18 protein-coding genes are annotated in these 24,144 nt (G+C 71.1%); 11 read left to right on the forward strand and 7 right to left on the reverse strand.

Features of this window, described 5'->3' with window-relative positions:
* Positions 1 to 58: 58 nt before the first annotated feature.
* A complete protein-coding gene (dapD, locus tag ACFV4P_RS32180) occupies positions 59 to 1,048 on the reverse strand; it encodes a 2,3,4,5-tetrahydropyridine-2,6-dicarboxylate N-succinyltransferase (RefSeq protein ID WP_380477050.1) in 990 nt (329 codons plus the stop codon).
* Positions 1,049 to 1,149: 101 nt separating this feature from the next.
* Here dapD and ACFV4P_RS32185 point away from each other — a divergent pair, with 101 nt between their 5' ends.
* The 3 genes from ACFV4P_RS32185 (at position 1,150) to argF (ending at position 6,704) form a co-directional block, all read left to right on the forward strand.
* Complete coding sequence (locus ACFV4P_RS32185; protein WP_380477051.1) at positions 1,150 to 2,859, forward strand: 3' terminal RNA ribose 2'-O-methyltransferase Hen1; 1,710 nt, start codon at positions 1,150 to 1,152, stop codon at positions 2,857 to 2,859.
* Entirely contained in the window at positions 2,856 to 5,489 is a 2,634-nt protein-coding gene (locus ACFV4P_RS32190; protein ID WP_380477052.1) for a polynucleotide kinase-phosphatase, read from the forward strand. The genes ACFV4P_RS32185 and ACFV4P_RS32190 overlap by 4 nt, the downstream gene beginning before the upstream one ends.
* A gap of 213 nt (positions 5,490 to 5,702) precedes the next feature.
* Positions 5,703 to 6,704: an ornithine carbamoyltransferase gene (argF, locus tag ACFV4P_RS32195; RefSeq protein WP_380477053.1), complete on the forward strand. Its 1,002-nt coding sequence runs from the start codon at positions 5,703 to 5,705 to the stop codon at positions 6,702 to 6,704.
* Positions 6,705 to 6,725: 21 nt separating this feature from the next.
* On the opposite strand, the gene ACFV4P_RS32200 is transcribed toward argF, so the two are convergent.
* From ACFV4P_RS32200 to ACFV4P_RS32215, 4 genes are all read right to left on the reverse strand, one after another.
* The gene (locus ACFV4P_RS32200; RefSeq protein ID WP_380477054.1) at positions 6,726 to 7,274 is read right to left on the reverse strand and encodes a superoxide dismutase; all 549 of its coding nucleotides are present in this window, start codon (positions 7,272 to 7,274) and stop codon (positions 6,726 to 6,728) included.
* 141 nt (positions 7,275 to 7,415) lie between these two features.
* Positions 7,416 to 7,820 (reverse strand): type II toxin-antitoxin system VapC family toxin, encoded by a 405-nt coding sequence (locus tag ACFV4P_RS32205; protein ID WP_380477055.1) that lies wholly within the window; start codon positions 7,818 to 7,820, stop codon positions 7,416 to 7,418.
* A 100-nt stretch (positions 7,821 to 7,920) separates the two neighbouring features.
* Entirely contained in the window at positions 7,921 to 8,865 is a 945-nt protein-coding gene (locus ACFV4P_RS32210) for a hypothetical protein (RefSeq protein ID WP_380477056.1), read from the reverse strand.
* 110 nt (positions 8,866 to 8,975) lie between these two features.
* Positions 8,976 to 9,494, reverse strand: a complete 519-nt coding sequence (locus ACFV4P_RS32215) for a SigE family RNA polymerase sigma factor (protein ID WP_073812400.1) — start codon at positions 9,492 to 9,494, stop codon at positions 8,976 to 8,978.
* A 318-nt stretch (positions 9,495 to 9,812) separates the two neighbouring features.
* Here ACFV4P_RS32215 and acnA point away from each other — a divergent pair, with 318 nt between their 5' ends.
* The 5 genes from acnA to ACFV4P_RS32240 all read left to right on the forward strand — a co-directional run bounded on the left by acnA (position 9,813) and on the right by ACFV4P_RS32240 (position 17,747).
* A complete protein-coding gene (gene acnA / locus ACFV4P_RS32220) occupies positions 9,813 to 12,473 on the forward strand; it encodes an aconitate hydratase AcnA (protein ID WP_380477057.1) in 2,661 nt (886 codons plus the stop codon).
* A 171-nt stretch (positions 12,474 to 12,644) separates the two neighbouring features.
* A complete protein-coding gene (locus ACFV4P_RS32225; RefSeq protein ID WP_380477059.1) occupies positions 12,645 to 13,958 on the forward strand; it encodes a glycoside hydrolase family 18 protein in 1,314 nt (437 codons plus the stop codon).
* Positions 13,959 to 14,330: 372 nt separating this feature from the next.
* Positions 14,331 to 15,725 (forward strand): N-acetylglucosamine/diacetylchitobiose ABC transporter substrate-binding protein, encoded by a 1,395-nt coding sequence (ngcE, locus tag ACFV4P_RS32230; RefSeq protein ID WP_380477060.1) that lies wholly within the window; start codon positions 14,331 to 14,333, stop codon positions 15,723 to 15,725.
* 128 nt (positions 15,726 to 15,853) lie between these two features.
* Positions 15,854 to 16,786, forward strand: coding sequence for a carbohydrate ABC transporter permease (locus ACFV4P_RS32235; protein WP_073812394.1), 933 nt, complete (start codon positions 15,854 to 15,856; stop codon positions 16,784 to 16,786).
* A gap of 10 nt (positions 16,787 to 16,796) precedes the next feature.
* Positions 16,797 to 17,747 carry a carbohydrate ABC transporter permease gene (locus ACFV4P_RS32240; protein WP_380477062.1) on the forward strand — a complete coding sequence of 317 codons (951 nt, stop codon included), beginning with the start codon at positions 16,797 to 16,799 and terminating at the stop codon, positions 17,745 to 17,747.
* A gap of 66 nt (positions 17,748 to 17,813) precedes the next feature.
* On the opposite strand, the gene pepN is transcribed toward ACFV4P_RS32240, so the two are convergent.
* Positions 17,814 to 20,381, reverse strand: coding sequence for an aminopeptidase N (gene pepN, locus ACFV4P_RS32245; protein WP_380477063.1), 2,568 nt, complete (start codon positions 20,379 to 20,381; stop codon positions 17,814 to 17,816).
* 188 nt (positions 20,382 to 20,569) lie between these two features.
* On the opposite strand from pepN, the gene ACFV4P_RS32250 reads away from it, so the two are divergent.
* Entirely contained in the window at positions 20,570 to 21,205 is a 636-nt protein-coding gene (locus tag ACFV4P_RS32250; RefSeq protein WP_380477064.1) for a disulfide bond formation protein DsbA, read from the forward strand.
* Positions 21,206 to 21,295: 90 nt separating this feature from the next.
* On the opposite strand, the gene ACFV4P_RS32255 is transcribed toward ACFV4P_RS32250, so the two are convergent.
* Positions 21,296 to 22,696 (reverse strand): amino acid permease, encoded by a 1,401-nt coding sequence (locus tag ACFV4P_RS32255; protein WP_380477065.1) that lies wholly within the window; start codon positions 22,694 to 22,696, stop codon positions 21,296 to 21,298.
* A gap of 277 nt (positions 22,697 to 22,973) precedes the next feature.
* Here ACFV4P_RS32255 and ACFV4P_RS32260 point away from each other — a divergent pair, with 277 nt between their 5' ends.
* Together ACFV4P_RS32260 and ACFV4P_RS32265 are read left to right on the forward strand one after the other, a co-directional pair.
* Positions 22,974 to 23,570 (forward strand): biotin transporter BioY, encoded by a 597-nt coding sequence (locus ACFV4P_RS32260; RefSeq protein WP_380477066.1) that lies wholly within the window; start codon positions 22,974 to 22,976, stop codon positions 23,568 to 23,570.
* 69 nt (positions 23,571 to 23,639) lie between these two features.
* Complete coding sequence (locus ACFV4P_RS32265) at positions 23,640 to 24,125, forward strand: ribose-5-phosphate isomerase (protein ID WP_380477067.1); 486 nt, start codon at positions 23,640 to 23,642, stop codon at positions 24,123 to 24,125.
* Positions 24,126 to 24,144: the final 19 nt, after the last annotated feature.

Below are 24,144 nucleotides of genomic sequence, written 5' to 3' on the forward strand. Positions count from 1 at the left end.
GCTCGGCTACAGCGCCGAGCGGGGACGTCCCGAAGCCGGGACACGAGCCGAAAGGAGATCAGTTGTGCGAGTGCAGATCCGCGTTCAGGCCGCCCCACGAACCGGAGCGGGCGATCACCTCGACCGCGCCGGACTGCGAGTTGCGACGGAACAGCAGGTTGTCCTGGCCGGACAGCTCCACCGCCTTCGCCACCGTGCCGTCCGGGGTGGTGACCCGGGTGCCGGCGGTGACGTACAGGCCCGCCTCGACCACGCAGTCGTTGCCCAGCGAGATGCCGATACCCGCGTTGGCGCCCAGCAGGCAGCGCTCGCCCACCGAGACGGTCTGCTTGCCGCCACCGGACAGGGTGCCCATGATCGAGGCACCGCCGCCGATGTCGCTGTGGTCGCCGACCACCACGCCCGCGCTGATCCGGCCCTCGACCATGGAGGTGCCCAGGGTGCCGGCGTTGAAGTTGACGAAGCCCTCGTGCATCACGGTGGTGCCCTCGGCCAGGTGCGCGCCGAGGCGGACCCGGTCGGCGTGCGCGACGCGCACCCCGCTCGGCGCCACGTAGTCGGTCATCCGCGGGAACTTGTCGATGCCGTACACGGCGAGCTGCCCGCCCTGGGCGCGCACCGCCAGCCGGGCCTGCTCCACGTTGCCCACCGGCACCGGGCCGATCGACGTCCAGGCGACGTTCGCCAGCAGACCGAAGATGCCGTCCAGGTTCTGGCCGTGCGGCTTCACCAGGCGGGTGGAGAGCAGGTGCAGGCGCAGGTAGACGTCGTGCGCGTCCAGCGGCTTCTCGTCCAGCGAGGAGATCACGGTGCGCACCGCCACCACCTCGACGCCGCGCCGCGCGTCGACGCGCAGCGCCTCGGAGGCGCCCGCGCCGAGCGCCTGCTCGGCCTGCTCGGCGCTCAGCCGGACGGTGCCGGACGGGCCGGGAGCGGCGGCCAGCTCGGGGGAGGGGAACCAGGTGTCGAGGACGGTGCCGTCGGCGGCGACGGTCGCCAGGCCGACGGCCACCGCGCCGTTCGTGGAAGTGGAGGTCTCAGCAGTCACATCCCGCACGTTAACCAATCGGGGCAAGGACTGACCAACACGCTCACCGGACGGACAAAACCTGATGCCCCCGTACAGGCCCAACAGCCATACTCGACCGGGTGTTCGTATCGATATCCACCACCGGCACCGCCGAGAACCCTGCGTCCGACCTGGGCTTCCTCCTGCACAAGCACCCCGACAAGGTGCAGCGGTTCACCACCGCGCACGGCACCGCGCACGTCTTCTACCCCGAGTCCGGGGAGGACGCGTGCACCGCCGCGCTGCTGCTGGAAGTCGACCCCGCGGCGCTGCTGCGCCAAGGCCGGGGCAAGGGCCGCTCCGGCTCGCCCGACCTGGCGCTCGCCGAGTACGTCAACGACCGGCCATACGCCGCGTCCTCGCTGCTCGCGGTGGCGCTGCGCACGGTGTTCCGGTCCGCGATGAAGGGCGAGTGCGCGCACCGGCCCGAACTGCCCGGCCGCGCCATGCCGTTGCGGATCGCGCTGCCCGCCGTCCCGGTGGCCGGCGACGGACCGGCCCTGGTGGAGCGGCTGTTCGCCCCACTGGGCTGGCAGGTCGAAGCGACGTGCGTCCCGCTGGACGAGTCCTTCCCCGAGTGGGGCGACTCCCGGTACGTGCGGCTCGAACTCACCGGCACGCTGTGGCTCGCCGACGCCCTGCAGCATCTGTACGTGCTGCTGCCGGTGCTGGACGGCGCCAAGCACTACTGGGTCGCGCCCGACGAGGTCGACAAGCTGCTGGCGGCCGGTCAGGGCTGGCTCGCCGACCACCCCGAACGCGCCCTGATCACCCGCCGCTACCTGTCCCGCCGCTGGTCGCTGACCCGGCTCGCGATGGAACGCCTCGCCCTGGCCCGGCTGGCCGAGGCCGACGACCGCGAGGCCGAGGAACTCGACAACGCCGTCCCCGACACCCCGGAGGAGGTGACCGCCACCGACCCGACCACGGACGTGGAGACCGAACTCCCGACCGACGGTGCGTCGACCCCGGCGCAGGCGGCACCGACCGACGGTGCGTCGACCCCGGCGCAGGCGGCACCGACCGACGAACCGCAGCCGGAGCCGCCCGCCGCCGAGGAGGCGGCCGGCCGCAGTGAGTCGCTGGCCGTCCAGCGGCGCACGGCGATCCTGGCCGCGCTGGCCGGCACCGGCGCCGCCCGGGTGCTCGACCTGGGCTGCGGCCAGGGCGAGTTGGTGGGCGCATTGCTCAAGGAGCCCCGGGTGACCGAGGTGCTCGGAGTGGACGTGTCCTCCCGGGCGCTGACGATCGCCGCCCGCCGGCTGCGCCTGGACCGGATGCCGGAGCGTCAGGCGCGCCGGGTGCGGCTGGTCCAGGGCGCGCTGACGTACACCGACGCCCGGCTGAAGGGCTACGACGCGGCGGTGCTGTGCGAGGTGATCGAGCATCTCGACCTGCCCCGGCTGCCCGCGCTGGAGTACGCCGTGTTCGGCGCGGCCCGGCCCGCCGCGGTCGTGGTCACCACGCCGAACGTCGAGTACAACGTGCGCTGGGAGAGCCTGCCCGCCGGGCACGTCCGGCACGGCGACCACCGGTTCGAGTGGAGCCGGGCCGAGTTCACCGCCTGGGCGGAGCAGGTGGCCGACAGCTACGGCTACACGGTCGCGTTCGAACCGGTCGGCCCGCTCGACCCGGAGGTCGGCGCGCCCACCCAGCTCGCCCACTTCCGCCTCGCCGAGGCCGCCGACACCGCCGAGCCCGCCAGGACCGACACCGCCGAGGCCGACACTGCGGCCGGCGCCGACACCCCGTCGAACGACCTCGCCCTCGAAGGGAGCGCGAACCGATGACCACCGAAACCCCCGCGGACCAGAACCCGGCGGCCGAGACCCCGGAGGCCGGCCTCCCGGCCGGTCGGCGCCTCCCCGTCACCGACGTCTCGTTGGTGGTGCTGATCGGCAGCACCGGCTCCGGCAAGTCCAGCTTCGCCCGGAAGCACTTCCTGCCCACCCAGGTGGTCTCCTCGGACTTCTGCCGGGGGCTGGTCTCCGACGACGAGAACGACCAGTCCGCCTCGGCCGACGCCTTCGACGTACTGCACTACGTCGTCGGCAAGCGCCTCGCGGCCGGCCGGCTCACCGTGGTCGACGCCACCAACGTCCAGCAGCACGCCCGGCGCGACCTGATCGCGCTCGCCCGGGAGCACAACGTGCTGCCGATCGCGATCGTGCTGGACGTGCCCGCCGAGGTGTGCGCCGAACGCAACCGGGCCCGGCCGGACCGGCAGTTGCCGGCCCACGTGATCCCCCGTCACCAGCGCGACCTGCGGCGCTCGCTGCGCGGCCTGGAACGCGAGGGCTTCCGCAAGGTGCACGTGCTGCGCGGGGTCGAGGAGATCGAGCACGCCGAGATCGTCCCGGAGAAGCGGTACAACGACCTGCGGCACCTGACCGGACCGTTCGACATCGTCGGCGACATCCACGGCTGCCGCTCCGAGCTGGAGACCCTGCTCGGCCGTCTCGGCTACGCGATCACCCGCGACGACCAGGGCCGCCCGGTCGACGCCGCGCACCCGGAGGGCCGCACCGCGGTGTTCGTCGGCGACCTGGTCGACCGCGGCCCGGACAGCCCGGGCGTGCTGCGCCTGGTGATGGGCATGGTCGCGGCCGGCCACGCCCTCTGCGTGCCCGGCAACCACGAGAACAAGCTCGGCCGCTGGATGGACGGCCGCAAGGTCACCGTCTCGCACGGCCTGCAGGAGACCATCGACCAGCTCGCCGGGGAGAGCGAGGAGTTCCGCGCCCAGGTGCGGGAGTTCATGCGCGGCCTGGTCAGCCACTACCTGCTGGACGGCGGCGCGCTGGTGGTCTGCCACGCCGGCCTGCCGGAGAAGTTCCACGGCCGCGCCTCCGGCCGGGTCCGCTCGCACGCGCTGTACGGCGACACCACCGGCGAGACCGACGAGTACGGCCTGCCGGTGCGCTACCCGTGGGCCGAGGAGTACCGCGGCCGCGCCCTGGTGGTCTACGGCCACACCCCGGTGCCGGTGGCGAGCTTCCTCAACAACACCATCTGCCTCGACACCGGCTGCGTCTTCGGCGGCAGCCTCACCGCGCTGCGCTACCCGGAACGGGAGATCGTCGGCGTGCCCGCCGAACAGGAGTGGTACGAGCCGGTCCGCCCGCTGCACCAGGACGCGCCCGGCGGCCGGGAAGGCCGTCCGCTGGACCTCGCCGACGTGGCCGGCCGCCGCGTGGTGGAGACCGGCACGCTCGGCAACGTCGCCGTCCGGGAGGAGAACGCCGCTGCCGCGCTGGAGGTGATGAGCCGCTTCGCGCTCGACCCGCGACTGCTCGCCTACCTGCCGCCGACCATGGCGCCCTCGCCGACCTCCCGCCGCGAAGGCCTGCTGGAGCACCCCGAGGAGGCGTTCCTCGCCTACCGGCACGACGGGGTGCGGCAGGTGATCTGCGAGGAGAAGCACATGGGCTCGCGCGCCGTGGTCCTGGTCGCCCGGGACGACGCCGCGCTGGACAAGCGCTTCGGCCTGCCCGGCCCGGGCGCGATCTGGACCAGGACCGGCCGCGCCTTCCTGTCCGACGAACAGCTCACCGGCGCGATACTCGACCGGCTGCGGGCCGCCGCCGAGCAGTCCGGCCTGTTCGACGAACTCGACACCGGCTGGCTGCTGGTGGACGCCGAGCTGATGCCCTGGTCGCTGAAGGCCGTCGACCTGCTGCGCCGCCAGTACGCCGCGGTCGGCGCGGCCGCCGGCGCCGCCCTGCCCGCCGCGCTCGACGCCCTCGCCAAGGCCGCCGCCCGCGGACTGGACGTGGCGGAGCTGACCGGCCGCCAGCAGGAGCGCACCGCCGACGCGTTGGCGTTCACCGAGGCGTACCGGCGCTACTGCTGGCCGACCGAGGGCCTGGACGGCATCCGGCTGGCCCCGTTCCAGCTGCTCGCCGCCGAGGGCGCCAACCTCGCGCTGCGCCCGCACACCGAGCACCTCGACCTGATCGACCGGCTGGTCGTCGCCGACCACCGGCTCGCCGAGGAGAGCGGCGGCGGCACCCCGGTGCTGCACCGCACCGGGCGGATGCTGGTCGACACCGAGGACGAGGCCTCGACGGCCGCCGCCGTCGCCTGGTGGGAGGAGCTGACCGGCGCGGGCGGCGAGGGCATGGTGGTCAAGCCGGTCGAGGCGCTGCAGCGGGACGGCAGCGGGCGACCGGTCCAGCCCGGCCTGAAGGTGCGCGGGCGCGAGTACCTGCGGATCATCTACGGCCCGGACTACATCCGGCGGCTGGACCGGCTCCGGCAGCGCTCGCTGGCCCACAAGCGCTCGCTCGCCCAGCGCGAGTACGCGCTCGGCCTGGAAGCACTGGACCGACTGGCGGCCGGCGAGCCGCTCTGGCGGGTGCATGAGGCGGTGTTCGCGGTGCTGGCACTGGAGTCCGAGCCGGTCGACCCCCGGCTCTGACCCCCGACCGGGCCCAGGCCGTGCCCCGTTCGGGCCGGTCGGGCCGGCTGGGCCGGCCGGGCCAGCCGGCCCGCGCGAGGCCCCGGCCTGGGCCTCGCGCGGGCCTGTTGTGCGGACCTCCGGTGCCCGTACAACAGCCCCGCCATTGCATGATTATTCGACGGCTCGTATACACTTCCCGTCTCAGTCCGTTGACCGACCCAGGAGACCGGTATGGCGTTCAATCTCCGGAACAGGCACTTCCTCAAGGAGACCGACTTCACTCCCCAGGAGTTCCGTCACCTGGTCGACCTCGCGGCGCAGCTCAAGGCGGCCAAGTACGCGGGGACGGAGCAGCCGCGGCTGAAGGGGAAGAACATCGCCCTGATCTTCGCCAAGACCTCCACCCGCACCCGCTGCGCGTTCGAGGTGGCGGCCCACGACCAGGGCGCGTCGACCACGTACCTCGACCCGGCCGGGTCGCAGATGGGCCACAAGGAGTCGGTGAAGGACACCGCCCGGGTGCTGGGCCGGATGTTCGACGGCATCGAGTACCGGGGCGACGGCCAGGAGATCGTCGAGGAACTGGCCGTCCACGCGGGCGTCCCGGTCTGGAACGGCCTGACCGACGAGTGGCACCCCACCCAGATGCTGGCCGACGTGCTCACCATCCAGGAGCACTCCACCAAGCCGCTGAACGAGACCACCCTGGTCTACCTCGGCGACGCCCGCTCCAACATGGGCAATTCGCTGCTGGTCACCGGCGCGCTGCTGGGCATGGACATCCGGATCGTCGCCCCGGCGCAGCTGTGGCCGTCGGAGGAGGTCCAGAAGGCCGCCCACACCCTGGCCGAGGCCAGCGGCGCCCTGATCACGCTGACCGAGGACGTCGCGGCGGGCGTCGCGGGCGCGGACTTCCTGTACACCGACGTCTGGGTGTCGATGGGCGAGCCCAAGGAGGTCTGGGCCGAGCGGATCGCCCTGCTGAAGCCCTACCAGGTCTCCATGGACACGGTGCGCGCCACCGGGAACCCGGCGGTCAAGTTCCTGCACTGCCTGCCCGCGTACCACGACCTCGGCACCGAGATCGGCCGGCAGATGTTCGAACTCACCGGCATGGCCGAGCTGGAGTGCACCGACGAACTCTTCGAGTCGGCGCACTCCGTGGTCTTCGACCAGGCCGAGAACCGCCTGCACACCATCAAGGCCGTGATGGTGGCCACCCTCGGGTCCTGACCTCCGGGCCCGAGGGCGGGCTCAGAAGTCGACGTCGACGCAGCCGACCCGGTCGGCGGCGGCATGCCGGCCCGCGTCGGTGCCGGCGTGCAGCACCAGCGAGTGCGCGCCGTCGGGCCGGAACGCCCAGGGGACGGTCGCTGAGGCGTGGCCGGCCCCGCCGGCGTCGGTGTGCACCGTCATCCGCACCTCGTTGTCGGCGGAGTCCGCGTTCGCCACGTGCTGGTAGTGCGGGCCGGACGCCGCCGGGTCGACTCCGCAGTAGCCGGTGTGCACGTGCGCCGGGAAGTCGTGCGGGCCGGCCACGCCGGCGAGTTCCACCGCGACGGTCGTCCGGCCCTCCTCCCGGTGGACGGTGACCCGCACCTGCGCGCCGTACGGCACCAGGTCGGGTGCGTGGGTGACCGCCCGGGCGGCGACGAAGCCGTCGGCGCGGTCGAACTGGGCGTTCACCACCTGGTCGGGTACGGCCCCGGCGGTCGCCCCGCCGGGTCCGGGGGCCTCGGGCGGGCCGATCGGCAGCAGTGCGAGCGGCATCAGCAGTGCGCCGGCGGCGGAGGACAGGGGCATCGCGGACCTTCCGACGGGCTGTCAGGGAACACCGCCCACGGTGGCCGCCGGGCACCCCGCCCGCACGCCGCCGTGCCGCAGCACCGCCCGCAGTCACCCGTACGAGAACGCTCCCGACGCCGCCGGGGCCCGGCAAGCCCGTCAGCCGGCGGCGGTGATGCCGCGGATCTCGCAGCGCGGCCCGCTGGCGCGCATCAGGCGCAGGTCGGCGGTGATCAGCGGGGCGCCGCACTGTTCGGCGACCGCGACGTAGGCGGCGTCGTCCGGGGTCAGGTTGTCCTTGAGCTCCCAGATCCGGCCGAGCAGCGGGGCGAGCTCCACCTTGCGGATGGCCAACTCCGGCAGCCGCCGGGCGACTTCGGCCGCCTGCTCGGCGGTGACCTGCTTGGCGAGGTAGAGGCCGCGCAGCGACTGCATCACCTCGATCAGCACATGCTCGGGCGCGACCCAGTCGGGGTCGGCGGCCAGCGCGGCCCTGGCCGCGGCCCCGCGCGGGCCCTGGTCGGCGAGCGAGAGCACCACTGCGGAAGCGTCCACCACGATCACCCGCCCACGGTAGCCCGCGGACGATGCGGCACGGCACCGGGGTGCCCAACCCCCGTCCCCGGCACGCCGATCCGCGCCCGCCGGGCATCGGGGCGCCCCACTACGGCGCGGTCCTGCCCCCTGCCGCTGAGCCCCCCGCCGGCGCGCCCCCCGCCGCTGAGCCCCCCACCGCGCCGGCCGACGGCTGGGCGGCCGGGCCCGAACCCGGCGTCAGCGCGGAGGGCGGCGGGTCCGCCGGGCCGTGCGCGGCGAAGGCCTTCACCTGTTCAGCCGCGGACTCGGCCTGGCTGCGGCTGATGTAGGGCTGCCAGTTCGGGTCGAACGCCCACTTCGCGAGAGTGCTCAGGGGCACCCCCGGCTCCGTTCCGTCCATGCCGGTGGCGGTCAGCGTGATCTGGACGCCGTCCTGCGACCGCAGCAGCTTCGCCGCGTAGGCGGTCTGCTGGTTGTCGCCCCGGAAGCTGTAGGCCGCCCCGGACTCGCCGTTGACGCCCCGGAGGATCTCGCAGTGCTCGGTGGTGGGGTGGCCGGCGCAGTCGACACCCTCGCGGGTCGGCGACGGCCCGTCGTCGGGGGCCACCAGGTCGATCTCGATCACGCTGATCCGATTGGTGACGCGGTCGTGCACCCGGGCGACGATGTAGGTGTGCAGGTCCGTGCTGACGGGATAGGCGTTGCTGTTCCAGGTCATGACGGTCAGGTCGGGGCCGAGCAGATGGCCGAGCACGACCATGCCGGCGGCCCCGGTCATCGCTACCCGGTCCGACGGCAGGGTGGCCTGCGGCGTGGGGACAGGCGTCGTCGAGCTTCCGGCGGCGGGGGTGGCGGTGGGCGGTGGGCCGGGGCGCAGCAGCAGTCCGCCGACCAGTGCCAGCCCGGCGACGCCGACGACGGCGCCGGTGAGTGCGACCCGCCGTCGCCGCCGCCGGATGGCGCTGCCCTCGGCGGTGGCCCCGGCGACGAGCAGGCCGAGGTCGGGCACGGCCTCGCCGACGGCCCATTCGAAGACGTCGCTCAGCTCCCGCTCGGACTCGGGCTCGGGCATCGGGGTCTCTCGCTTTCTGGCGGGCGGACGCTCAGGGCGTGGCGCAGTGGGCCGTCCGGTTCGGGCGACCGGGGGCGGCGGGGGGCGACGGGGAGGGGGCGCGGGCTCGGTCACGGCACGAGGGTGTCCAGGTGCGGGGAGAGCTGGCGGCGCAGCCGGGTGAGGGCGCGCAGCGCGCGGACCCGGACGGTGCCGGGCGCGAGCTGGAGTTCGGCGGCGGTCTCCTCGACGCTGCGGTCCTCCCAGTAGCGCAGCACCAGGACGGCCCGGTCCTTGGGCGGCAGTTCGGCGAGTGCGGAGAGCAGGGCGACGCGCAGCGCCGGGTCGCTGTCGGGGGCGGCCTGTTCGGGGAGGAAGTCGAGCCCGGGCAGTTCGCTGCTGCGGCGCAGCCGCCGGTGCGAGAGGTAGCAGCGCAGCAGCACGGTGCGGGCGTAGGCGATCGGGCTGTCGGCCTGCCGGACGCGTCCCCAGGAGGCGTAGATGCGGGCGAGCGCGGTCTGGGTGAGGTCCTCGGCGAGGTGCCAGTCGCCGCAGAGCAGCAGGGCGGTGCGGAACAGTGCGGTGCCGCGGGCGCGCGCGAACTCCTCGAACTCGCGCCGCTCCTCGGCCCGCCGCCGCCCCACCGCCATCCGCACCCCTTGTCACGTGCCGGGTTTCCGGCGGCCCCATCGGCTGGACGAGGCGCCGCCCGGTACATGGAAGACAGATGCGCCGGGGCTGCGGTTGCGTTACAGGATGTGCCGGTGAAGTTTGGACGGAGCCATGCACTATGGTTTATCTCGACATCGAGATACATTCCGCGCTAGACTTTATCTTGACGTCAAGATACTTGCCGAGAGGCGCAGGCCCCGCGTCCGGCGGGCCTTCCATCATCGGCTCGGTAGGCGGCGGCCGCCAGGTTAGCCAAGCCTTACCTTATCACCGGGTGGACCAAGAAGGAGTCAGTCGTGTCCGCGAACAGCTTCGACGCTCGCAGCTCGCTGCAGGTGGGCGACGAGTCGTACGAGATCTTCAAGCTCTCCGCCGTCGAGGGTTCCGAGCGGCTGCCGTACAGCCTCAAGGTCCTGCTGGAGAACCTGCTCCGCACCGAGGACGGCGCGAACATCACCGCCGACCACATCCGCGCCCTGGGCGGCTGGGACCCGACGGCCGAGCCGTCCGAGGAGATCCAGTTCACCCCGGCCCGCGTGATCATGCAGGACTTCACCGGCGTGCCCTGCGTGGTCGACCTGGCCACCATGCGTGAGGCCGTGAAGGAGCTGGGCGGCGACCCGTCCAAGATCAACCCGCTGGCGCCGGCCGAGCTGGTCATCGACCACTCCGTCATCGCCGACAAGTTCGGCACCCCGGACGCCTTCGTCCAGAACGTCGAGATCGAGTACGGCCGCAACAAGGAGCGCTACCAGTTCCTGCGCTGGGGCCAGACCGCGTTCGACGAGTTCAAGGTCGTCCCGCCCGGCACCGGCATCGTCCACCAGGTGAACATCGAGCACCTGGCCCGCACCGTCATGGTCCGGGGTGGCCAGGCGTACCCCGACACCTGCGTCGGCACCGACTCGCACACCACCATGGTCAACGGCCTGGGCGTGCTGGGCTGGGGCGTCGGCGGCATCGAGGCCGAGGCCGCGATGCTCGGCCAGCCGGTCTCGATGCTGATCCCGCGCGTGGTCGGCTTCAAGCTGAACGGCCAGCTGCCGGCCGGCACCACCGCCACCGACCTGGTGCTCACCATCACCGAGATGCTGCGCAAGCACGGTGTGGTCGGCAAGTTCGTCGAGTTCTACGGCGAGGGCGTCACCTCGATCCCGCTGGCGAACCGCGCCACCATCGGCAACATGTCGCCGGAGTTCGGCTCGACCTGTGCGATCTTCCCGATCGACGCCGAGACCATCAACTACCTGAAGCTCACCGGCCGTGACGAGCAGCAGCTCGCCCTGGTCGAGGCGTACGCCAAGGAGCAGGGCCTCTGGCACGACCCGTCGGTCGAGCCGGTCTTCTCCGAGTACCTGGAGCTGGACGTCTCCACCGTCGTCCCGTCGATCTCCGGCCCGAAGCGCCCGCAGGACCGCGTGATCCTGGCCGAGGCCGCCGAGAAGTTCGCCGAGGCGCTGCCGACCTACTCCGCCGAGGCCTCGAAGCCGACCGCCGTCACCGCCCCCGACGGCTCGACCTACGAGATCGACAACGGCGCGGTCGTGATCGCCTCGATCACCTCCTGCACCAACACCTCCAACCCTTCCGTCATGCTGGGCGCCGCCCTGCTGGCGAAGAAGGCCGTGGACAAGGGCCTCACGGTCAAGCCGTGGGTCAAGACCACCCTGGCGCCCGGCTCCAAGGTCGTCATGGACTACTACGAGAAGGCCGGCCTGCTCCCGTACATGGAGAAGCTGGGCTTCAACCTGGTCGGCTACGGCTGCGTCACCTGCATCGGCAACTCGGGCCCGCTGCCCGAGGAGGTCTCCGCCGCGGTGAACGAGTCCGACCTCGCGGTCGTCTCGGTGCTCTCCGGCAACCGCAACTTCGAGGGCCGGATCAACCCGGACGTCAAGATGAACTACCTGGCGTCCCCGCCGCTGGTGGTCGCCTACGCCCTCGCCGGCAACATGAACGTCGACATCACCAAGGACGCGCTGGGCCAGGACGCCGACGGCAACGACGTCTTCCTCGCCGACATCTGGCCGTCCGAGCAGGAGGTCGCCAACGCGGTCGCCGGCTCCATCGACGAGGCCATGTTCGACAAGGGCTACCAGGACGTCTTCGCCGGCGACCACCGCTGGCAGTCGCTCCCGGTCCCGACCGGCAACACCTTCGAGTGGGACGCCGAGTCCACCTACGTCCGCAAGCCCCCGTACTTCGAGGGCATGGCCAAGACCCCGAGCCCGGTGACCGACATCGCCGGCGCCCGCGTGCTGGCCAAGCTGGGCGACTCGGTCACCACCGACCACATCTCCCCGGCCGGCAACATCAAGCCGGGCACCCCGGCGGCGCAGTACCTCACCGAGCACGGTGTGGAGAAGCGTGACTTCAACTCCTACGGCTCGCGCCGTGGCAACCACGAGGTCATGATCCGCGGCACCTTCGCCAACATCCGCCTGCGCAACCAGATCGCGCTGGGCACCGAGGGCGGCTACACCCGCGACTTCACCCAGGCCGACGCGCCGGTGTCGTTCATCTACGACGCCTCGCAGAACTACCAGGCCGCGGGCATCCCGCTGGTGGTCCTGGCCGGCAAGGAGTACGGCTCCGGCTCGTCCCGCGACTGGGCGGCCAAGGGCACCGCGCTGCTCGGCGTCAAGGCCGTCATCGCCGAGTCCTACGAGCGCATCCACCGCTCCAACCTGATCGGCATGGGCGTCCTGCCGCTGCAGTTCCCGGCCGGCCAGAACGCCGACTCGCTGGGCCTGACCGGCGAGGAGACCTTCGAGTTCACCGGTGTCACCGAGCTGAACGAGAGCCGCACCCCGAAGACCGTCAAGGTCAAGGCTGTCGACGCGGCGGGTAAGACTGTCGAGTTCGACGCGGTCGTGCGCATCGACACCCCCGGCGAGGCGGACTACTACCGCAACGGCGGCATCCTGCAGTACGTGCTGCGCAGCCTCATCGGCTGACGACACGCCTGAAGAGCCGCACCACCCCGGAAGGGGCGGTGCGGCTCTTTGCCATTTCTTGGGGTGAATCCGGCCATCCCCTTGTGCGAACACGCGCAACTGGACTAGACCTCTCCATCAGCACTTGGTCCATACCAATTTCACGCTGAATCGGACGGAGAGATTCACGGAATGACCAGACGCACCTCGGCCCTCCTCGTCGCCGCGACCATCGGCGCCCTGCTCGTCTCCCCGGCTGCCGCGCGGGCCCAGGAGAAGGGACCGCGCCTGAACGGGCAGCGGGTCGGCTACTTCACCCAGTGGGGCATCTACAGCGGGTTCTCCGCGAAGAAGGTCCAGGACAGCGGCCAGGCCGGCCGGTTGACCGTGCTCAACTACGCGTTCGGCAACGTCTCCGCCGACGGCGCCTGCTTCGAGGCGAACGAGGCCGGGGCGGGCGACGCCTGGGCCGACTACCAGCGGCCGGTGGGCGCCGAGGAGTCGGTGGACGGCGTGGCCGACGCCCCCGGCCAGGCGCTCAAGGGCAACTTCAACCAGCTGCGCAAGCTGAAGGCGAAGAACCCGCAGCTGCGGGCGGTGATCTCGCTGGGCGGCTGGAGCTGGTCCAAGCACTTCTCGGACGCGGCGCTCACCGACGCCTCCCGGAAGAAGTTCGTCTCCTCCTGCATCGACCTGTACCTCAAGGGCGACCTGCCGCAGCTGGGCTCCGCCGAGGGCGGCGCGGGCGCGGGCGCCGGCGTGTTCGACGGCATCGACATCGACTGGGAGTACCCGGGCAGCCCGGGCGACGAGGGCAACGTGGTGCGCCCCGAGGACGGGCGGAACTTCACCCTGCTGATGCAGGAGTTCCGCACCCAACTCGACGCGCTGTCGGGCCGGAAGGGCCCGCACTACCTGCTCACCGCCGCAGTGCCGGCCGGCGAGTCCGCGATCGACAAGTTCGAGATCGACAAGGTCGCCGAGCCGGTGGACTGGCTGAACCTGATGGCCTACGAGCTGCACGGCCCGTGGGAGACCAAGGGCCCGACCAACCACGAGTCCAACCTGTACTCCGACCCGAACGACCCCACCGGCCTGCAACTGAGCGTAGACCGCCTGGTCGGCGCCTACACGGACCGCGGCCTGCCGTCGAAGAAGGCCGTGGTGGGCGTCCCGCTCCACGGCTTCGGCTGGACGGGCGTGCCGGCCGGCCCGCGCGGCAACGGCCTGTACCAGTCGGCGACCGGCCTGGCCCGCGGCGGCACCCTGTCGTACAAGCAGATCAAGGAGCTGCCCGGCAAGGTCTGGACCGACCGGGCGCACGGCGTGAGCTGGAAGTACGACGGCACCGACTTCTGGACGTACGACACCCCGGAGATGGCGACCGCCAAGGCCCGCTACGTGCGGGAGAACGACCTGGCCGGCGTGATGGTCTGGTCGCTGGACGGCGACGACGCCCAGGGCAGCATGATCGCCGCGCTGGACAAGGGCCTTCGGAACGACTGAAACTGAGGGTCCATCAGGGATCACTGCGTGCAGCTCCGCCGTCACAGTTCTCGAACCGTGATGCGCGGAGCTGCGCGTTTGTATGTTCAAACGAACACAAGCGCGCTAGATTCGCGATCACGGCTGGCGCGGACATGCAATGAGCAGGGTCCCTGCACATTGCACATGCTGCACCGCCGACAACGCTTTGACTGTCAGGTTTGTTATCAGACCGGCGGCCTATTGCTGTCAGATGAACAGTGGACTATACCTTTGCGCATCATCACACCGCCTCTGACCGGCAACTTCGCCGCTGGGCACCTTCCGGGCCAACGGAGTTGACGTGACGTCAGCTCGGCTCATTTCTTCTGGAACTGAGGGGTTAGGGCACGCATGGGCTCTGCAACTGAGTACAACCGCCGCGACCTGTTCAAGCGCGCGGCCGCGATCACCGTCCTGGCGGCCGGCAGCAGCTCGCTGCTCGCGGCCTGCGCCGGCGGTACCGGTAGCAGCGACAACAAGTCGAGCTCTCCGGCGGTCGGGGGCGACAGCAAGAACCCGTTCGGGGTCAAGGCGAGTGACCCGCTGGACGTCGTGATCTTCAAGGGCGGCTACGGCGACGACTACGCCAAGGCCTTCGAGGACATGTACAAGAAGACCTACTCGGGCGCGAACATCTCGCACCTGGGCACCCAGGAGATCAGCGGCAAGCTCCAGCCGCGCTTCAACGCGGGCAACCCGCCGGACGTCATCGACAACTCCGGCGCCCAGCAGATGAAGATCGACGTCCTGGTCGGCGCCGGTCAGCTCACCGACCTGACGGCGCTGCTGGACGCCCCGTACCTGGACGACCCGTCGAAGAAGATCCGCGACGTCCTGCTGCCGGGCACCATCGAGCAGGGCACCATCGGCGACAAGATGTACTCGCTGAACTACGTGTACACCGTGTACGGCCTCTGGTACTCGGCCAAGCTGTTCAAGGACAAGGGCTGGACCGCGCCCAAGACCTGGGACGAGTTCATCACCCTCTGCGGCACCATCAAGGCCGCCGGCGTCGCCCCGTTCGCGCACCAGGGCAAGTACCCCTACTACGCGAACTACGTGATCCTCGACCTGATCGGCAAGCAGGGCGGCGCCGAGCTGATCAAGAAGATCAACGCCTGTGAGGCCGCGGCCTGGGACGACCCGGCCGTGCTCGCCGGTGTCTCCGCGTTCTACAAGATCATGGAGAACGACTACCTGCTCCCGGGCACCAACGGCATGACCCACACCGAGTCGCAGACCGCCTGGTGCCAGGGCAAGGCCGCCTTCATCCCGTCCGGCTCCTGGCTGGAGAACGAGATGCTGGCCTCCACCCCGGCCGACTTCGACATGGCCTTCCTGCCGATCCCGTCGCTGCCCGGCGACAAGCTGCCCGCCACCGCGGTCCGGGCCGGCGCCGGCGAGCCGTTCATCGTGCCGAGCAAGGCCAAGAACAAGAACGGCGGCCTCGAGCTCCTGCGCATGATGCTGACGAAGGAGGGCTCCGGCAAGTTCGCCGCCGCCGCCAACTCCCTCACCGTCCTCAAGGGCGGCATCGGCGCCGACGTGCAGCTCAAGCCGGGCACCAAGTCGTCCGCCACCGCCGTCGACGCGGCCGGCACCGGGACGTTCAACTTCACCTACCCGGACCTGCAGACCCCGTTCGACACCGAGCTGCAGAACGCCACCAACGAGCTGGTCAACAAGCGCATCACTCCGCAGGAGTGGGTGGCCCGCGGCAAGGCCGCGACCGCCAAGAAGGTCTGACCCACCAGCAGGCCGACGGCTTGTCACCGAAAGGCCGGGGTCCGCTCGCGGGCCCCGGCCGTTCCACGCGATAACCGCAGTTTCAAGCCTGTCTGACCACAGGCTGTCGGCGGACAGGAGCAGCTCGCATGCGTCACCGTAAATACCCCTTCATCTTCGGGTTCCTCGTCGTTCCCGTCGTGCTGTACATCGCCCTGGTCATCTGGCCCTACCTGCAGACCTTCGGCTACTCGCTGACGGACTGGTCCGGCGCCTCGCCGGAGATGAACTTCATCGGGCTGGACAACTACACCAAGCTCTTCAAGGACAGCGTTTTCCTCGGCGCACTGCAGCACAACCTGCTGCTGCTGATCGTGCTGCCGCTGGCCACCATCCTGCTGGCGCTGTTCTTCGCCTTCATGCTCAACGTGGGCGGCCGGAGCGGGACGGGCGGCGTGCAGGGCGTGCGGGGATCCGCCTTCTACAAGGTGGTCTTCTTCTTCCCGCAGGTGCTGTCGGTCGCGATCCTGTCGGTGCTCTTCCAGGGCGTCTACCGGACCGACGAGGGCGGTCTGCTGAACGGCGTGCTGTCCAAGATCGGCATCGTCGACCCGGCGCACCCCTGGCAGTGGCTCGCCGACCCCGACTTCGGCCTGTGGTGCATCATGGGCGTGCTGATCTGGTCCGGCGTCGGCTTCTACCTGGTGCTGTTCTCGGCCGCCATGCAGAGCATCCCGAAGGACATCTACGAGGCCGCCCTGCTGGACGGCGCCAAGCGCGGCACCACCTTCTTCAAGATCACGCTGCCGCTGCTCTGGGAGACCATCCAGACCGCCTGGGTCTACCTGGCGATCGCCGCGATGGACGCCTTCGCGCTGGTCTCCACCATGACCCCCGGCGCCTACTACGGCGGTGGCCCGGACCACCACAGCGAGATCATGGCGACCTTGCTGATGCGCAACTTCATCACCTTCGGCAAGGCCGGCTACGCCTGTGCCATGGGTGTGGTGATCTTCTTCATCACCATGGTCCTGTCCGTCGTCTCGCTCCGGGTCACCCGGCGCGAGAAGATCGAGTTCTGAGGTTCCCGGCATGAGCACCAATACCGACGCCACCACCGGCATCCCGGCTCAGCGGGGCGGGGACGACAAGCCGCGCAGGCCCGGCAAGGAACAGCGCTTCGCGGACGGCGGGGGAGTCCTCAACGTCTTCTCGCACGGCTTCCTGGCGCTGTGGGCACTGCTGATCATCGGTCCGCTGATCTGGATCGTCCTCGGCTCCTTCAAGAACAACACCGAGATCGGCAGCAGCGCCTGGAGCTGGCCGTCCCACTGGAGCTTCGACGCCTTCGGCCGGGCCTGGCAGAAGGGCATCGGCGACTTCTTCGTCAACACCCTGATCGTGCTGGCCGGTTCGCTCACGCTGACGATGCTGCTCGGCGCGATGGCCGCCTACGTGCTGGCCCGCTACGAGTTCCGCGGCAACCGGATCATCTACTACTTCTTCGTCGCCGGCGCGATGTTCCCGGTGTACCTGGCGCTCGTCCCGCTGTTCTTCATGGTGAAGAACCTCGGCGACGTGATCCCGTGGCTGGGCCTGAACCAGTACGTCGGCCTGATCCTGGTGTACACGGCCTACTCGCTGCCGTTCACCGTGTTCTTCCTGTACTCGTTCTTCCGTTCGCTGCCCAGTGCCGTGCACGAGGCCGCGATGATCGACGGCTGCTCGCACAGCCGGGCGTTCTTCCAGGTCATGGTGCCGATGGCGAAGTCCGGCCTGATCAGCGTGTTCATCTTCAACGTGCTCGGGCAGTGGAACCAGTACCTGCTGCCGCTGACCCTGATGCAGCAGCAGAGCGGCTCCGACCCGGACCACTCGATGCTCGCCCAGGGCCTGATGAACCTGGCCCAGCAGTCCGGCTACGCCAGCGACTTCCCCGGCCTGTTCGCCGGCATGACGATCGCGATGCTGCCGGTGCTGGTGGTGTACCTGTCCTTCCAGCGCCAGGTCCAGGCGGGTCTGACCTCCGCCACCCTGAAGTAGCGGACGCCCGCGCGCAGTGGGGCAACTCCCGGTACGAAGACGGGAGTTGCCCCACTGTGCGTTCGGCTACTCGGCGTCGCACTCCTGGGCGCGCAGCGCGCGGGCCAGGTCGTCGCGGCACTCCAGCACCAGGCGGCGCAGCGCCGGCGCGGCGGCCGGGTGCCCGGTCAGCCAGGCGTCGGTGGCCGCCAGGGTCTCGGGCGTGGTCTGGTAGCGCGGGAAGAAGCCGCCGACGATCCGCATCGCGATCTCGATCGAGCGGTCCGCCCAGATCGACTCCAGGATCTCGAAGTACGGCCCGGTGTAGCCGGCCGTCAACTCGCGCTGCCCGGCCAGGTTGAAGCCGGCGATCTGCGCCTCGACCAGGGCGTTGGGCAGTTCGTCGGAGTCGACCACCGAGGTCCAGGCGGCGGCCTTGGCCTCCGCGGTGGGTCGCGCGGCCAGGCACTCGGTGTGCTGGCGGCGGCCGCTGGCGGTGTTGTCGCGGGCCAGTTCGGCGGCCAGTTCCTCGGTGGTGGCCTCGCCGTTGACGGCGAGGGCCAGCCAGAAGTTCCAGCGCAGTTCCTGGTCGACCGTCAGGCCGTCGATCCGGGCGGTGTCCTCCAGCAGGCCGCGCAGCAGCTGAAGGTGGTCGGCGCGCTCGGCGGTGTCGGCCAGGAAGCGGGCCCAGGCGAGCTGGTGGTCGCTGCCGGGGGCGGCCTGGGAGAGCTCGCGCAGCGCGACCTCGGCGAGTGCGGTGCCGTACTCGGCGCGGCGGGCGGGGTCCGCGTACACCTCCAGGGCGATGCCGGCCTGCTGGTGCAGGGACTGCAGGACGCCGATGTCGGACTCCCGGCCGGCGAAGCGCTGCACCAGGTCGAGGTAGTCGCGGGTGGGCATCAGCCCGTCCCGGGTCAGGTTCCACACCGCGGACCAGGCCAGCGCCCGGGCCAGGCCGGACTCGCCGGTGATGTCGCCGAGGCCGGTGCGCAGGGTCTCCAGCGAGCGCTCGTCGAAGCGGACCTTGCAGTACGTCAGGTCGTCGTCGTTGAGCAGCACCAGCGCGGGCACCGAATGCCCGGCCGCCTCGGCGACCACGGTGCGGGCGCCGGTGACGTCCAGCTCGTAGCGGTCGGTGCGGACCAGCGAGCCGTCCTCGGCGCGGTCGTACAGGCCGACGGCGATCCGGTGCGGGCGGAGAACGTCGCCGTCCTGCCGGATCGCCAGCTCGGTGAGCCGGCCCTCGGCGTCCGAAGTGGCCTCGGGGGTCAGGACGTTGACGCCGGAGGTCTGCAGCCAGGCGGCGGACCAGCTGCGCAGGTCGCGGCCGCTGGTCTCCTCCAGGGCGTTCAGCAGGTCGGCGAGGACGGTGTTGCCGAAGGCGTGCTTCTTGAAGTAGCGGCGGGCGCCCTCGAAGAAGGCGTCCCGGCCGACGTAGGCGACCAGCTGCTTGAGGACGGACGCGCCCTTGGCGTAGGTGATGCCGTCGAAGTTGAGCTTGGCGTCTTCCAGGTCGCGGATGTCCGCGGTGATCGGGTGGGTGGTGGGGAACTGGTCCTGCCGGTACGCCCAGGCCTTGCGGCGGTTGGCGAAGGTGATCCAGGCGGAGCGGTACTTGGTGGCCTCGATCTGCGCGAAGGAGCCCATGAAGTCGGCGAACGACTCCTTCAGCCACAGGTCGTCCCACCACTTCATGGTGACCAGGTCGCCGAACCACATGTGCGCCATCTCGTGCAGGATCACGTTGGCGCGGGACTCGTACGCGGCCTCGGTGACCTTCGAGCGGTAGACGAACTCCTCGCGGAAGGTCACACAGCCCGGGTTCTCCATCGCGCCGATGTTGTACTCGGGGACGAAGCACTGGTCGTACTTGCCGAACGGGTACGGGTAGTCGAACTCGTCGTGGAAGAAGTCCAGGCCCTGCTTGGTGACGGTGAGGATCTCGTCGGCGTCGAAGTACGGGGCCAGCGAGCGGCGGCAGGTGGTGGCGAGCGGGATCTCCAGCACGGTGCCGTCGGGCAGTTCGCGGGAGTAGTGGTCGCGCACCACGTGGTACGGGCCGGCCACCACGGCGGTCAGGTAGGTGGAGATCGGCCGGGTCGGCGCGAACTCCCAGGTGCGGGCGTCGCCTTCGTCGGTGATGCGCTCGTGCACCGCGTTGGCGTACACGTCCCAGGCCGCCGGGGCGGTCACGGTGAAGCTGAACGGGGCCTTCAGGTCGGGCTGTTCGAAGTTGGCGAACACCCGGCGGGAGTCGGCCGGCTCGTAGTGGGTGTAGAGGTAGGTCTCGCCGTCCACCGGGTCGACGAAGCGGTGCAGGCCCTCGCCGGTGCGGCTGTACGCGCACTCGGCGACCACGGTCAGCTTGTTGTGCGCGGCGAGCTCCGGCAGCGCGACCCGGGTGCCGTCGAACACCTCGGCCGGGTCCAGCGCGCGCCCGTTCAGCTCGACCGAGACCACCTCGGGGGCCAGCAGGTCGGCGAAGCTCGACGCGCCCGGAGCGCTGCAGTCGAACGAAATCCGGGTGGTGGATCGGAAGGTGGGCCGGCCGGGATCGGCCGCCGCACTCACGTCCAGGTGGATGCGGTAGTTCTCGACCCGAATGATCGCGGCCCGGTCGCGGGCCTCCTCACGGCTCAGGTTCTTGCCCGGCACGGCGGCACTCCTCTGTACGGAACACACGGCTTTTCGGAGTGTTCATGGCACCCCGTGGGGGGCATCCTTTCACGCTCCCCCCGCTGTGCCATTGCACTGGGTGAGGAATCATCAGGGAAGCCCCCGGGTTGCAGCTCCGAGGGGGACACTCCGCACCTCTCGACCGTCGACTTCCGAGGACGCCGCCCGTGAGCACTGCAGACAGCCGCAAGACCGCCGACTTCTGGTTCGACCCGATCTGCCCCTGGGCCTGGATGACCTCGCGCTGGATGCTGGAGGTCGAAAAGCTCCGCCCGGTGGACGTCCGCTGGCACGTGATGAGCCTGTCCGTCCTCAACGAGAAGCGCGACGACCTGCCCGAGCAGTACCGCGAGCTGCTGGCCGCCGGCTGGGGCCCGGTCCGGGTGCTGATCGCCGCCGCCGAGCAGTACGGCGAGGAGGTGCTGGGCCGCCTCTACACCGAGCTCGGTCTGCGCTTCCACAACCAGGGCCTGCCGAACACCCGGGAGACCGTGGTCGCCGCCCTCGCCGCGGCCGGGCTGCCCGAGGAGCTCGCGGATGCGGCCGACACGGACGCCCACGACGAGAAGCTGCGCGCCTCCCACGCGGAGGGCATCGGACTGGTCGGCGAGGACGTCGGCACCCCGGTCATCGCCGTGGACGGCGCCGACGGCGAGCGGGTCGCCTTCTTCGGTCCGGTCGTCACCCCCACCCCGCGGGGCGAGGCCGCGGCCCGCCTCTGGGACGGGACGCTGCTGGTGGCCTCGACGCCCGGGTTCTACGAGATCAAGCGGACGCGGACCGCGGGGCCGTCGTTCGAGTAGTCCGTCCGGTGCGCGGACGGCTGTGCGAACACCCTCGGCCACATCCGTGCCGGTCCCCGTGCCCTGCCAAGGGCGCGGGGATCTCTGCTGTCAGACGGCCCGGGCGCGGTTCCGCAGGAAACCGACGGCGGCCAGGGCGATCGTCAGACCGGCGGTGAAGTAGAGCTGGATGCGGTTCGCGGGGTCGAGGGTCATCAGGACCAGGATGACCGCGATCGCCGCCAGCGCGGTGTACGTCAGGTACGGGAACGCCCACATCCGGACGGGGAGCCGGTCGGCGGACACCTTGCGCCGCATCCGGAGCTGGGCGACGGCGATGAACGCCCAGACCACCAGGACAGCGGCGCCGACCATGTTGAGCAGCCAGCTGAAGACCGTCTCCGGCCACCAGTAGGACAGCAGCACCGCCAGGAACCCGAACGCGCAGGACGCCAGCACCGCGCGCCGCGGGACGCCGCCGGACAGCCGGGCCAGCGCACGCGGGCCGTGGTCGCGGGCGACCAGCGAGTGCGCCATCCGGGACGAGCCGTAGATGTTGGCGTTCATCGCGGACAGCAGCGCGATCAGCACCACCACGTTCATCAGCTGCGCCGCCCCCGGGATGCCCAGGGTCTGCAGCACCGCCACGTACGGGCCGGGCCGGACGACGGACGGGTCGTCCCACGGCACCAGCGTCACGATGACCGCCATCGAACCGACGTAGAACAGCGCGATCCGCCACATCGCGGTGCGCACCGCGACGGCCACGCTGCGCCGGGGATTCTCGGACTCGGCGGCGGCGATGGTGACGGTCTCCAGGCCGCCGTACGCGAAGACCGAGGCGAGCAGGCCGGTGACCAGGCCGCTCGCGCCGTGCGGCAGGAAGCCGTGGTGGCCGGTCAGGTTGGCGGCGCCGGGGGAGGCGGTGCCGGGCAGCAGGCCGAGCACGGCCAGCACGCCGATCACCAGGAAGGCGCTGATCGCCAGCACCTTGATCGCGGCGAACCAGAACTCGAACTCGCCGAAGTTGCGCACCGCCGCCAGGTTGGTGACGCAGAAGAAGGCCATGAAGATCGCGACCCAGGCCCAGGAGGGCACGGCGGGCAGCCAGCCGGAGACGATGCCGGCCGCACCGATCGCCTCCACCGCGACGCCGACGCACAGGAGTATCCAGAACAGCCAGCCGACGGTGAAGCCGGCCCACGGGCCTATCTCCCGGTCGGCGTGCACCGAGAACGAGCCGGAGGCGGGCCGGGCCGCGGACATCTCGCCGAGCATCCGCATCACCAGCATCACCAGCAGCCCGGAGGCGGCGAAGGCGAGCACCACGGCCGGACCGGCGGCGGCGATGCCGGAGCCGGAGCCGACGAACAGCCCGGCGCCGATCACGCCGCCCAGCGCGATCATCGACAGATGGCGCTGCTTGAGTCCGTGCGCCAGACCGGTGTCCTCGGCGGCGCCGTCGGCGGCCGGCCGGGCGGACGCCTTGGCGGAGGGGGGAGTACGGGTCATGCGGAGGGGTTCCAGACTGTGTGACTGCCCGACCATTTCGGTGGGGTCTGTCCACTATTCGGCATATGACGTGGACGCCCCAACCGGGCCCGGCATCCGGACGCCCTTCCGACGGACAGTGATCACCCCGCTACCGTACGCGGTCGTGAGGGCTTGGTCACAGGCCGGACCCGACAAGCCGGGCCCGGTCGGCTTTGTCGCGCTCCGACGCGGTGGCGGGGCCCTGACGCAGCGTAGGTTCACAGGTGATCACCCTCATCGGATCCCGGGAGCAGCCATGGCCATCGCCGCGCCGACACCGTCCACCGCCGTCCTCGCCGACCTGCTGCCGCAGGCGTCCACCCGGATCGGCGCGCGGGCCCGCGACCTGGCCCTGGTGGCCGGCGGCGCCGCGCTGACCGGCATCGCCGCCCAGCTGTCCGTCCCCGTGCCGGGCTCCCCGGTGCCGGTGACCGGCCAGACCTTCGCCGCGCTGCTGGTCGGCACCGCGCTCGGCGCCCGCCGCGGCGCCGCCGCCCTCGGCCTCTACCTGGCCGCCGGCGCGGCCGGGCTGCCCTGGTTCGCCGAGGGCACCTCCGGCGCCGGCATGGCCACCTTCGGCTACGTGATCGGCTTCGTGCTGGCCGCCGCCCTCACCGGCGCGCTGGCCCGCCGCGGCGCCGACCGCAGCCCGCTGCGCACCGCCGGCGCGATGGCGCTCGGCAGCCTGGTGATCTACGCGGTCGGCGTGCCGTACCTGGCGTTCGCCCTGGACGTCCCGTTGGCCAAGGCCGCCGGCCTCGGCATGTACCCGTACCTGATCGGCGACGCGCTGAAGATGGCCCTCGCGATGGGCGCTCTGCCGCTCACCTGGAAGCTCGTCGGCCGACGCTGACGACGTGTCCGAACCGGGCCCGCCGCCCCTGTCGGGGTGCGGGCCCGGTGGCATGTCACACTCGTGTCCATGCGCGTCTACCTGGGCTCCGACCACGCCGGATACGAACTGAAGAACCACCTCGTCGAGTGGCTGAAGGGGGCCGGGCACGAGCCGGTCGACTGCGGCCCGCACATCTACGACGCCGAGGACGACTACCCGCCGTTCTGCCTCCGGGCGGCCGAGCGCACCGCCGCCGACCCCGAGGCGCTGGGCGTGGTGATCGGCGGCTCCGGCAACGGCGAGGCGATCGCCGCCAACAAGGTCAAGGGCGTCCGCGCCGCGCTGGCCTGGAGCAAGCAGACCGCCGCCCTGGGCCGCGAGCACAACAACGCCAACGTGATCTCGGTCGGCGGCCGGATGCACACCCTGGACGAGGCCACCGAGTTCGTCGAGATCTTCCTCAACACCCCGTACAGCGGCGAGGCCCGGCACACCCGCCGGATCGAGATGCTCTCCGAGTACGAGACCACCGGTGAGCTGCCGCCCGTCCCGGCCCACCACCCGCAGGGCTGATCCACCCGCAACGCACCGC

Source organism: Kitasatospora sp. NPDC059795, from assembly GCF_042732175.1.
Taxonomy (GTDB): Bacteria; Actinomycetota; Actinomycetes; order Streptomycetales; family Streptomycetaceae; genus Kitasatospora.